Genomic DNA, 9,974 nt, shown 5'->3' on the forward strand with positions numbered 1-9,974 from the left:
GCAACGCTTGATTTTCATAGCGTGAGGGGCGAGGTTGCCGCTGGAGCGCGAGGCATCGATCTATATTCGCTGAGTTCGCTCGTGCAATGGTTGGAGGATTGAGTGGCGGACCAGGGTCAACACGTTCACGATTTGACGCCGGAAGATGTCTCGAAGGGTGTGGCCGAGGGTCGCTATCTGCTAGTCGACGTCCGTGAGCTGAACGAAGTTGCGGTAGAAGCCTATCCCAGTGGCGTTGTAGTTCCGCTTTCAACTTTCGATCCGCAGGGCATCCCTGATCCCCGGGGCAGGCAGGTCGTTTTTGCCTGCCGTTCCGGGAAGAGATCGGTGACAGCCTCGGTCGCCGCGCAGGCTGCGGGACTGGCTTACGATAAGCATCTTGCGGGCGGCATGTTAGCCTGGAAGGCTGCGGGATTGCCGACCAAAGCCGGCCGCTGACCGCTCCATGACTTCCATGAACAAGGTGTTTGCCGACCTTCCGGTCACGATTTTCGAGGCCATGTCGCAGCTTGCGCGCGACAACAATGCGATCAATCTGGGTCAGGGTTTTCCGGACGATCCTGGTCCAGAGGATATTCGTCGCGCGGCGGCCGATGCCGTGATGGACGGCTACAACCAATACCCCTCGATGATGGGTATTCCCGAATTACGGCAGGCGATCTCGCGCCACTACGGCGAGTGGCACGGTCTCGCTCTCGACTCAATGACAGAGGTGATGGTGACCTCCGGTGGCACCGAGGCGCTGACGAGCGCAATCCTTGCGGTCGTCGAGCCTGGCGACGAAGTAGTCGTTTTCCAGCCGGTATATGATTCCTATCTTCCGATCATTCGCCAAGCCGGCGGTATTCCGCGTCTGGTGCGGCTCGAACCGCCGCATTGGCGGCTGACGGAGGAGGCGCTGCGAAGCGTTTTCACGCCCAAGACGAAGGCCGTCCTTTTCAACAATCCGCTCAATCCGGCGGCCGTTGTGTATCCCCGCGAAGACCTCGAACTGCTGGCCCGGTTTTGCCAGGAGTTCGATACGATCGCGATTTGCGACGAGGTCTGGGAACATGTGATCTTCGATGGCCGTGAGCACATCCCGCTGATTACAATACCCGGAATGCGCGAGCGCACTATCAAAGTCGGCTCCGCCGGCAAGATTTTTTCGCTGACAGGCTGGAAGATTGGCTTTGTCTGCGCCGCGCCGCCACTGCTCCGCGTTGCGGCCAAGGTGCACCAGTTTCTTACCTTCACCACGGCGCCAAACCTTCAGGCCGCAGTCGCCTATGGGCTCGGCAAGCCGGCGGATTTCTTTCATCAAATGCGCAGGGATTTGGCCCGTAGCCGTGATCGTCTGACCGCCGGATTGGAGCGCATCGGCTTTCCAGTTCTGCGGTCGCAGGGCACCTATTTTCTCACGGTCGATCTCTCTCCGCTCGGCCTCAACGAGACGGACGAGGCATTCTGCAAACGCATCGTGACCGACTATAAGGTGGCCGCGATCCCGGTATCAGCCTTTTACGAGCAAGATGCCGTGACCTCGGTCGTGCGTTTTTGCTTCGCCAAAAAAGATTCAACCCTCGACACCGCGTTGGAGCGTCTGTCGGACGCTGTGCACCGCCGCTAAGAGGTCGGGAGAATGCGCGAGCGAAGCTGCAACAACTTGCGACGGCTGTTTGTCCTAACCGCGCTGCTGACGTTGGTGTCGCGGCCGGTCCACGCCGAACAGCGCGCCGTCAACTTCTACAACTGGTCAAACTATATTGCGCCCGGCGTGCTTGAGGCGTTCACCAAGGAAACCGGCATCAAAGTCGTCTACGATACATTCGACGCCAACGAAACACTCGAGACAAGGTTGCTGGCCGGCAAATCGGGCTATGACGTCGTCGTTCCCACCGCCTATTTCCTGCAGCGGCAAATCAAAGCCAATGTCTTTCAGAAGCTTGACAAGTCGAAGCTGCCTAATCTGAGAAACGCCTGGCCGTTTGTCACAAGCCAGCTCGCGATCTACGACCCAGGCAATCAATACGGCGCCAACTACATGTGGGGCACCACCGGTATCGGCTACAACGTCAAAGCCGCGCGGCAGATTTTAGGTCCCACCGCTGCAATAGATAGTTGGGACCTGATCTTCAAACCTGAGAACCTCGCAAAATTTAGAGATTGCGGCATTCACATGCTCGATTCCGCCGACGATATCCTTCCGGCGGCGCTCAACTATCTCGGTCTGGATCCCAATTCGACTAAACAGGCCGATCTGGAAAAAGCGGCGGACCTTGTGCTGAAGATCAGGCCCTATGTCCGAAAATTTCATTCATCGGAATACCTGAGCGCACTGGCGACCGGTGAGATCTGCCTGGTGGTGGGTTGGTCCGGCGACATCATGCAGGCCCGGAGCCGTGCTGCGGAGGCAAACAACGGAATCGAAATTGGATATGCCATCCCCAAAGAGGGGGCGCAGATGTTTTTCGACAATCTCGCCATTCCAGCGGACGCCAAAAATGTATCGGAAGCCTATGAATTGATAAATTATCTCTATCGCCCTGAGGTCGCCGCCAGGAATTCCGACTTTCTGTCCTACCCGAACGGCAATCTGGAAAGCCAGAAGCTGGTCGATCCCAAGATTCTCAACGACAAGAACATCTATCCGGATGAGGCCATGCTCAAAAAGCTGTTCGTGATCACCGCCCGTGATCCGGTAACGCAACGAACAATCAACCGGCTGTGGACCAAGGTAAAGACCGGAAGATGAGCCGCTATCGCCAGCGTCGGTGCAGCCACAGCCATTGATCGGGATATTCGCGGATCCATTCCTCCATGACGGAGGTAACGGCCTGCATCGTTCCCTGAACATCGATCTCACCGGCGGCATTGCGCGCCGGTGTGACTTCCTCTGACAATTCGGCACGAAACCGGTGGCCGGGAAGGCGGACAATCCGGACTCCATGAATGGGGCACTCGATCTGGCGCAGGAGTCGCGCGAGCATAGGATTAGCCTTGGTCTTGCGGCCGAAGAAGGTAACCTCGACGCCGTTCGTGAGGTACTGGTCAACGAGCATTGCAACGTGTTGGCCGTTCCGCAACGCCTCGGCGAGCCTGATCGGAGCGTCGCGGCCGGCCGGAATTAACGTTCCCATTTTGACCGCGCGCATTTCCTGAATAGCGCGGTCGGCGGAAGCAATATTTGGCCGACGGTAGAGTATCGCGGCGTCCAGCCCGTGAGCCACGGCGGCCAAGGCCGGCAATTCCCAGTTGCCCAGATGACCTGCAAAAATCAACGCTGGTTTGCCGTCGAGACGCAATTGCGCGAACAGCTCATGAGTGCGCGGCCCGATTTCGATGCGGCTCTGGTCGGGCCGCGCGGGATCATGTTCCCAGATGTGATCGAGATGAGCGAATTCCGCGCCGATCCGGCCGAGATTATCCCAGACGCCGGCAAGGATAGTGTCGATTTCCTTTGGCGTTCTTTCCGGAAATGCAGCGGTCAGGTTGGCGCGGCCAATCTTCTGCTCGCGCATTACAGGCCCGATCAGGCGAGCAATGCGGCCGAACAGATTGGCGGTCTTGATCGGATCGAAATAGCGCGTGATGCGCAGCATTCCGATGGTGAGGGCGCCGACTGCGAGTTCGATTCCAGGTTTGATCGCATCGCGAACACCGGCTTTCGTGCGAAGGAGCAGAGAATGCATTAGAAACCCGCGACCGTTTTGCCGAAATCTTGCCGGCTATGAATGCGCAGCTTGGGCAGGGGCTAAACAGGCTCGCGTGTCAGAATCAACGAGGCATTCTGGCCGCCGAAGCCGAACGAATTCGACATTACGGCGCTCACGCGAGCGTCGCGTGCCTTGTTGGGAACCACATCAAACGGAATCGCCGGATCGGGCACGTCATAGTTGATGGTCGGCGGAATTCTCTGGTGCTCAAGCGTCAGCAGCGAAAACACTGCCTCGACGGCGCCTGCCGCCGAAAGCGTGTGGCCGACCATGGATTTGTTCGAGGACACTGGAACCTGTCCCGTACGCTCGCCGAACACGGTCGAGATGCCCAGGTATTCCATCTTGTCGTTTTCCGGCGTGCCGGTACCGTGTGCGTTGATGTAGTCGATTTCTTCCGGGCCGATGCCCGCATCGGCGAGCGCGTTGCGCACACATCCGATGATCGGCTTGCCATCCGGGCTGGAGCGGGTGCGATGGAATGAATCGGCCAATTCGCCGCAGCCGGCGAGCACGCCAAGTATCCTGGCGCCGCGCGCCGTGGCTGCTTCAAGGCTTTCCAACACCAGCGCACCGGCGCCTTCCGCCATCACGAAGCCGTCCCGGTTTTTTGCAAACGGCCGCACCGCAGCTTGCGGTGGGTCGTTATGAGTGGACAGCGCCGAGAGCAATGAGAAGCGCACCAGCGCTTCTGGATTAACCGATCCGTCGGTGGCAACACATAGCGCCGCATCCGCTTCGCCGCGGCGAATGGCCTCGACACCGAGCTGAATGGCGGTGCCGCCGGATGCGCAGGCGGTTGAAAGCGAAATCGGAGAACCCTTGGTGCCAAATTTCTCCGCAAGATGATCGGCGACGGAGCCAAACTGGAATCGGTGATGGTACCGCGTGAATCGTCCGCCACCGCTGACCCGCAGGATGGAATCATAATTGAAATCGGTTTCACCTGTCGCGCGTCCAAGCTCGAGCCGTTGCGGCCACTCGACTTCCACGGGAGCAACCGCAAGAAATAACGGTCCCGGAAAATCGGCTTTGCTCCCGATCGCAGCCTGCGCGACTGCTTCCTCGGTCGCAATATCGGCCAAGCGCTCGGAAAGATCTGTCGACGAAAACGGTTCGATCGGCACAAAGTCAACCGTGCCAGCCATCGTCGTTTTGAGGCCGTCTGTGGGAAAACGCGTGATGGTGCGGATTCCGGATTCTCCTGCCGTCAGCTTCTTCCAGTTGTCGGCCTTGCCGGCGCCAAGCGACGTGACGACGCCCATGCCGGTCACGACCACGACCGGCCTTCCGAGTTTATCGCGCGGTGTTGCCATGTTCCCCTGCCTCAGTGCCTTGCTCACCTGATCGCTTCGACCAGCGCCATGCCTTCGCCGCGCCAATGACCGGCTCCGAGGACCACAATTTGCTCCGGTGGTTTGGACATTTCAACCTCGAGGCCGGTGGGGTCATTGGGTGGAAACAGCGCGCCACGTGAAATCGAAAGCGCGGCCAAGCCTATTCCAAGCGGAAATTGCGTTTCCATATTGTGACCGAACGAGCTGCCGGTCGCCCGCACGGGCAAATCGCGATGCGCGTCCAGGAAGGCACGCTCTTCCGACGTCGCCGGCTCCGCGCCTGTTGCACCCGTTATGATCGCCGCCTGATCCTCCAGCTTGCCGAGCTTGGACCAGAGCTTTTCTAGGCTGGTCGTTACCTCTCCCGGATGTTTGCGATGGGCAAGGTCCGCGACTATGTTCGTCAGACGCGCGTACGGCTTGGCGGCCCGGGCTTGCGCGTGTGCCTTGGATTCGATGACGAGAAAAGCTCCTGCCGACCCAAGCGCAAAACCGGCATTGTTCTGGCGCTGCCAAACTGGCGCGAACTTGCCTTTAAGATTGAAGCCGCCGAATTCGTAAAGAACCAGCAGATCCTTGCGCTCGCCATTTTGCGAGCCTCCGATCAACGCGATATCGCTCTGACCCGCGGCAATGCGTGCAAGCGCGATCCGCGCCGCATCAACTCCGGCGGTTTCCTCGCCCATGAACGTGCGGGACGACCCGGTGACTCCGTGAACGATCGCAATGTTGCCCGCCAGCAGATTCGAAAGCTGAGCCAAAAACAAGGTCGGCCGAAGATCGTTCATCAGCCGCTCGTTGAGAAAGCCGGGAGCCGAGTTGCCCCGCGCTTGTAAACTGAGAATGTTGCTGTCGACAGCCAGATCGCGTTCACCGCCGCCCGCCGCGACGATCATGTCCATCCGGCCGAGGATTTCCTTGTTTCCTTTCAAGCCGGCTGAATCCAGTGCGAGCCCCGCGGCATAGGTCCCGATGCGCTGCCAGGCCTCCATTTGGCGCTGGTCGCCCTTTTTCGGAATCTGGGTGTCCAGATTTACCTGCGGCCAGGGATGAACGATATAGGGCGCGAAGGTTTTCTCATCGACATTGACGCGTTGCGCATTTAGCGCGTCCCAATTCGCGTCCAGTCCCTCACCAAGCGACGTGGCCAGGCCGATACCGGTAATCCATACTTCTACTGGGCCCGGGGTTGAAGGCGACTTCGTCTCGGTCATGGCAGAACGACCTGCTGTGGAAAGCCGATACGCTTGGCCACCACATCCATGTGCCCGCGCAAATCCGCATTCGGAAAGGGGATATGGCTGAAGGTAATCGTGGCATTGCACCGCAGCCTGCCGGCGACCCTGACCCTCGCCTGCGTTATTGCGTAGCCCGAGCCGTCGTGAAGCAGGTTAGCCTCGACACTGAGCATTTCACCAGGCGAGACGAAGCCGCGCATCTTCGCTTCCTTGACCGCTGCCAAAAACGGCATCCGCTCGAATTTCATCAGAGCGAGTAGCAGCCAACCTGAAGTCTGAGCCATGGATTCGATCAGCAACACGCCGGGCATGATTGGATAGCCCGGGAAATGCCCTTCGAAGATGGTGCTTTGCTGCGGAACCTGCGCCTCTACCGTGATGGACTTTTCGTCCAGATTGAGGTCGGTGATTCGGTCGATGAGCTGGAAATATTCAAGGTGCATGACGGGCGATTAAGCGCCCTTGGCGGCGACCAGTTCATCGATTCGCGCGCTGAGGTTTTTCAGGACAAAGTACTGTTCGGTGGTCGCCTTGCCGTCGTTAACTTCCTGCGTCCATTTTTCCAGCGGCAGCTTGATCCCGAATGCCTTATCGATCGCGAACGCAATGTCGAGAAAATCGAGGCTGTCGATCCCCAAATCATCGATTGCATGGCTTTCCGGCGTGATCGTGTCGCGTGGGATGTCGCAGGTTTCCGCGATAATCGTGGCGACCTGATCAAATGTTGAGGACATCACTAAGCCTTTGATAGATTGATGATAATTTCTAAAATGGCACGGAGGCCATACGTAGCGCGCCGGAATGCCCGATCCCCACCCGGAGTCGAGTGCCCGTATATCGGAGCGGCGCTCTGAGTTCAATGGAGCCGGGATGAGGCGGCGGGATCAGGTTTTCCGGACCAAATGGCCCGAACTGGGCTTGAACCGCTAGAAATGCGGTGTGGAGATGCGGGCGCAATCACGCCGACCCATCAGCACGCAGTCCTGGGTGTTGCGCAAATCCGCGATGCTCATCGCGAGCCATATGCCGACTGCGGTCAGGGCGACGGTAAAGGCGAACGCTGCCACGTTCGCCAGCATCCGCTGGCGAAAATCGTCAGGCTCACTCCGTGGTTGTTCGTAACGGGACAGATCCCCTGGCTGTTCCTTCGCGTCGCCAACGGGACGTTGCTCGGCATGATATGCGCGGTCCGGCGGCCGCGTCCCCGTGCGCGGGCGGAATTTAAGCACGCGGTGCTCTTCCTGGGACGCGATTGGCTGCTGGCTATTCACTGCTTCCAGCTCCGATACACCTTCATCTTAGCATGCCAGCTTATGAGGCTCAGAAAAATCTGCGCCATGTCGGGGAGGGACCTATCCCTCCAAAGTCGCATGGAACCTGCCGTAGTCTATTCTAAGTCGGCCCTCTTCGGATGTGTCGAGGATATCGGCATAACGCTGGCCGAAGCGAATCTCGGAATGGTCATAGGACTTTCGCGCGTGCACCGTTTGGGCCGCGACCACATCATATCCTGATACAACCACGACCAGCGAAACCGCCGATGCGCTGAGCGCTTCTGGGCCGAGCCCGTAAAGCGGACTTTCCTGATCGATCACGTGATAAAGCGTCCAACTCAAAGCGAGCGCGGGATGTTCGTTTCGAACCAGCCGCAATTCATAAAAGCGTCGGAACGATTGCCCTTCGAGACTCACTTCGTCCCTCAACAGCCACAACCTTGCCGACGCGTTGCCGATGATGTTGTGACGCTCATTGGCGAAACGGATCATCAGGGTCGGCTTGCCATCATGACTTGAAATGACAGGGTTATCGGCGAACAGTAACCGGGCATTTGGGCGCGCGAACCGCGCGAAGATCAAGCCGGTCATCAGTGACATCGAGAAGATGCCCGTGAACAACTCAACAGCGGCGACGAAATGCCCATAATGGGTCTGCGGATGCATGTCGCCATAGCCGGCGGTCGACAGCGTCTCGATGCTGAAATAGAGATAATCGATATACGCGCCCTGCACGTTCGATATCGGCTGATTTCCGATCCAGTAAAATACGGCGAACACCGCGTTGAAGCCGATGAAGACTGAGGCCGCCCCGCCGATAAAGGCTGGCCATGAGGCGGTCATGCAGCGATGGCTGATGTCCGCCCAGAAGCTGAGACGAAGGCCCTTGGCGATGATTTCCCGGCCGCCGAGGCGGACGACGCGTGGTCTCGAATTTCGTTCACCGGAGCGGCTGGCCATCTTCTTTGAAATCTCTTCGAGCGCTTGGTAACTTCGTCAATGGCCTGCGGCATCAAGGTACAATCAGGCAAACATTAGCAGTATTTTGCCCATTCAGACGGAGGTTCAAGCCATGGCGAATACGCGCGAGCCGATCCTTCAGCCAATTCCAATCCTCTCGCTCCGTCCAACCCAGATGACGGTCGGGATGATGGAGGTCAAGCGAAAGCGCAAGCACTTGCGAGAGCATTGGCAGCAACACAAGTCAAAGAAGAAGCAAGGCGAGTTTCTCGGCAGACATGCGATTCCGGTCGTGCTGGGACCCAACGACCGCCATTACGTGATCGACCACCATCACCTGGCGCGCGCTCTCCACGAAGAGGGGGTCAGCGATATTCTGGTGACCCTTATCGCCGACCTGACGATGGTGGACCCCGACGCCTTCTGGGGTGTGCTCGATAGTCATAAGTGGGCTTATCCCTATGACGCCAAAGGTGAGCGGCACCGATTCACAGACATTCCAAAGACGGTGGCGGACCTCAAGGACGATCCATTTCGAAGCCTTGCGGGCGAACTGCGTCGTGTCGGCGGCTTTGCGAAGGATACGACTCCGTTCAGCGAATTCCTGTGGGCAGATTTTCTGCGGCGAAAGATGTCGCGCAAAAGTGTCGAAGATAACTTCGAAAAGGCAATCGAGAAGGCTTTAGGGCTGGCGAAGAGCAAGGACGCAATCTACCTGCCCGGCTGGTGCGGAGCCGCATCGGATGATTAGGACCGCACCGAATGACTATTTCGGCAAGCGACCCATCATGTAGAATTCATCGTTCGGGCGCATGTCCGTGACGTTCGCCATCCGGTTCGACAGTGCGAAAAACGAGGAGATCGCGGCTATGTCCCAGATATCGTCATTGCTAAAGCCATGACGCGCGATCTCCGCAAAATCCGAATCTGAAATCTTGTGCGCTTCGGCACTCACCTTCATCGCGAAGTCGAGCATCGCCCGCTGGCGCGGTGTGATGTCCGCCTTCCGATAGTTGATCGCGATCTGGTCCGCTATTTGCGGGTTCTTCGCGCGGATACGAAGGATCGCGCCGTGGGCGAGGACGCAATAATGGCATTGGTTGGCGCTCGACGTGGCGACCACAATCATTTCTCGTTCGGCTTTGGTCAGGCCACTATCCCGTTCCATGAGAGCGTCGTGATAAGCAAAGAACGCGCGAAATTCCTCAGGCCGATAAGCCAGCGTCAGGAAGACGTTCGGAATGAATCCCGATTTCTCCTGGAGCGCCAGCAAGCGGGTGCGGATATCGTCCGGCAAGCTCTCGATCGAAGGTGTCGGGAAGCGCTTTGCAATAGGTTGGGTCATGGATTATTCCGGCTCGGGCCGCCTGATGCGGGTAGCCGGAACATAGTCGATGACCGTAGCAGTGCAAAGCGTACCTGATCAGGACCTCAGGCCCTCAGGCCTTGGGATCAGCGCAGCGGTTTTTT

At 58.3% G+C, this 9,974-nt stretch carries 12 protein-coding genes; 4 read left to right on the plus strand and 8 right to left on the minus strand.

Annotated features, from left to right (window positions below; genetic code table 11):
• Nucleotides 1–102 precede the first annotated feature (102 nt).
• From VJV58_RS08510 to VJV58_RS08520, 3 genes are read left to right on the plus strand one after another with little or no spacing between them, the layout of a single operon-like run.
• A complete protein-coding gene (locus VJV58_RS08510) occupies nucleotides 103–438 on the plus strand; it encodes a rhodanese-like domain-containing protein (protein ID WP_324136899.1) in 336 nt (111 codons plus the stop codon).
• A 7-nt stretch (nucleotides 439–445) separates the two neighbouring features.
• Complete coding sequence (locus VJV58_RS08515) at nucleotides 446–1,609, plus strand: aminotransferase (protein WP_324136900.1); 1,164 nt, start codon at nucleotides 446–448, stop codon at nucleotides 1,607–1,609.
• A 12-nt stretch (nucleotides 1,610–1,621) separates the two neighbouring features.
• On the plus strand, nucleotides 1,622–2,734 hold the full coding sequence (locus tag VJV58_RS08520) for a polyamine ABC transporter substrate-binding protein (protein ID WP_324136901.1): 1,113 nt from the start codon (nucleotides 1,622–1,624) through the stop codon (nucleotides 2,732–2,734).
• Between the two features lie 4 nt (nucleotides 2,735–2,738).
• Here VJV58_RS08520 and VJV58_RS08525 read toward each other — a convergent pair whose 3' ends face one another.
• The 7 genes from VJV58_RS08525 to VJV58_RS08555 form a co-directional block, all read right to left on the minus strand.
• Nucleotides 2,739–3,671, minus strand: coding sequence for a lipid A biosynthesis lauroyl acyltransferase (locus VJV58_RS08525; RefSeq protein WP_324136902.1), 933 nt, complete (start codon nucleotides 3,669–3,671; stop codon nucleotides 2,739–2,741).
• 62 nt (nucleotides 3,672–3,733) lie between these two features.
• The gene (locus VJV58_RS08530) at nucleotides 3,734–5,011 is read right to left on the minus strand and encodes a beta-ketoacyl-ACP synthase (protein WP_324136903.1); all 1,278 of its coding nucleotides are present in this window, start codon (nucleotides 5,009–5,011) and stop codon (nucleotides 3,734–3,736) included.
• 23 nt (nucleotides 5,012–5,034) lie between these two features.
• The gene (locus tag VJV58_RS08535; protein WP_324136904.1) at nucleotides 5,035–6,246 is read right to left on the minus strand and encodes a beta-ketoacyl-ACP synthase; all 1,212 of its coding nucleotides are present in this window, start codon (nucleotides 6,244–6,246) and stop codon (nucleotides 5,035–5,037) included.
• Nucleotides 6,243–6,713 carry a 3-hydroxyacyl-ACP dehydratase FabZ family protein gene (locus VJV58_RS08540; RefSeq protein WP_324136905.1) on the minus strand — a complete coding sequence of 157 codons (471 nt, stop codon included), beginning with the start codon at nucleotides 6,711–6,713 and terminating at the stop codon, nucleotides 6,243–6,245. The genes VJV58_RS08535 and VJV58_RS08540 overlap by 4 nt, the downstream gene beginning before the upstream one ends.
• A 9-nt stretch (nucleotides 6,714–6,722) precedes the next feature.
• Nucleotides 6,723–7,004, minus strand: a complete 282-nt coding sequence (locus tag VJV58_RS08545; RefSeq protein WP_002711294.1) for an acyl carrier protein — start codon at nucleotides 7,002–7,004, stop codon at nucleotides 6,723–6,725.
• A 192-nt stretch (nucleotides 7,005–7,196) separates the two neighbouring features.
• On the minus strand, nucleotides 7,197–7,541 hold the full coding sequence (locus VJV58_RS08550; protein ID WP_324136906.1) for a hypothetical protein: 345 nt from the start codon (nucleotides 7,539–7,541) through the stop codon (nucleotides 7,197–7,199).
• Between the two features lie 81 nt (nucleotides 7,542–7,622).
• Nucleotides 7,623–8,504: an ion channel gene (locus VJV58_RS08555; RefSeq protein WP_324136907.1), complete on the minus strand. Its 882-nt coding sequence runs from the start codon at nucleotides 8,502–8,504 to the stop codon at nucleotides 7,623–7,625.
• A gap of 112 nt (nucleotides 8,505–8,616) precedes the next feature.
• Here VJV58_RS08555 and VJV58_RS08560 point away from each other — a divergent pair, with 112 nt between their 5' ends.
• Complete coding sequence (locus VJV58_RS08560) at nucleotides 8,617–9,255, plus strand: ParB-like protein (RefSeq protein ID WP_324136908.1); 639 nt, start codon at nucleotides 8,617–8,619, stop codon at nucleotides 9,253–9,255.
• 15 nt (nucleotides 9,256–9,270) lie between these two features.
• Here VJV58_RS08560 and VJV58_RS08565 read toward each other — a convergent pair whose 3' ends face one another.
• Nucleotides 9,271–9,849: a peroxidase-related enzyme gene (locus tag VJV58_RS08565; protein ID WP_324136909.1), complete on the minus strand. Its 579-nt coding sequence runs from the start codon at nucleotides 9,847–9,849 to the stop codon at nucleotides 9,271–9,273.
• Nucleotides 9,850–9,974 lie beyond the last annotated feature (125 nt).

This window comes from Bradyrhizobium sp., assembly GCF_035273305.1.
In the GTDB taxonomy this organism is placed as follows: Bacteria; Pseudomonadota; Alphaproteobacteria; order Rhizobiales; family Xanthobacteraceae; genus Bradyrhizobium.

Excerpts from the sequence above, each read along its gene's own strand:
- VJV58_RS08515 (WP_324136900.1), top strand. The coding sequence starts at position 446 with ATGACTTCCATGAACAAGGTGTTTGCCGACCTTCCGGTCACGATTTTC.
- VJV58_RS08520 (WP_324136901.1), top strand. The coding sequence starts at position 1,622 with ATGCGCGAGCGAAGCTGCAACAACTTGCGACGGCTGTTTGTCCTAACC.
- VJV58_RS08525 (WP_324136902.1), bottom strand. The coding sequence starts at position 3,671 with ATGCATTCTCTGCTCCTTCGCACGAAAGCCGGTGTTCGCGATGCGATC.
- VJV58_RS08530 (WP_324136903.1), bottom strand. The coding sequence starts at position 5,011 with ATGGCAACACCGCGCGATAAACTCGGAAGGCCGGTCGTGGTCGTGACC.
- VJV58_RS08535 (WP_324136904.1), bottom strand. The coding sequence starts at position 6,246 with ATGACCGAGACGAAGTCGCCTTCAACCCCGGGCCCAGTAGAAGTATGG.
- VJV58_RS08540 (WP_324136905.1), bottom strand. The coding sequence starts at position 6,713 with ATGCACCTTGAATATTTCCAGCTCATCGACCGAATCACCGACCTCAAT.
- VJV58_RS08545 (WP_002711294.1), bottom strand. The coding sequence starts at position 7,004 with ATGTCCTCAACATTTGATCAGGTCGCCACGATTATCGCGGAAACCTGC.
- VJV58_RS08555 (WP_324136907.1), bottom strand. The coding sequence starts at position 8,504 with ATGGCCAGCCGCTCCGGTGAACGAAATTCGAGACCACGCGTCGTCCGC.
- VJV58_RS08560 (WP_324136908.1), top strand. The coding sequence starts at position 8,617 with ATGGCGAATACGCGCGAGCCGATCCTTCAGCCAATTCCAATCCTCTCG.
- VJV58_RS08565 (WP_324136909.1), bottom strand. The coding sequence starts at position 9,849 with ATGACCCAACCTATTGCAAAGCGCTTCCCGACACCTTCGATCGAGAGC.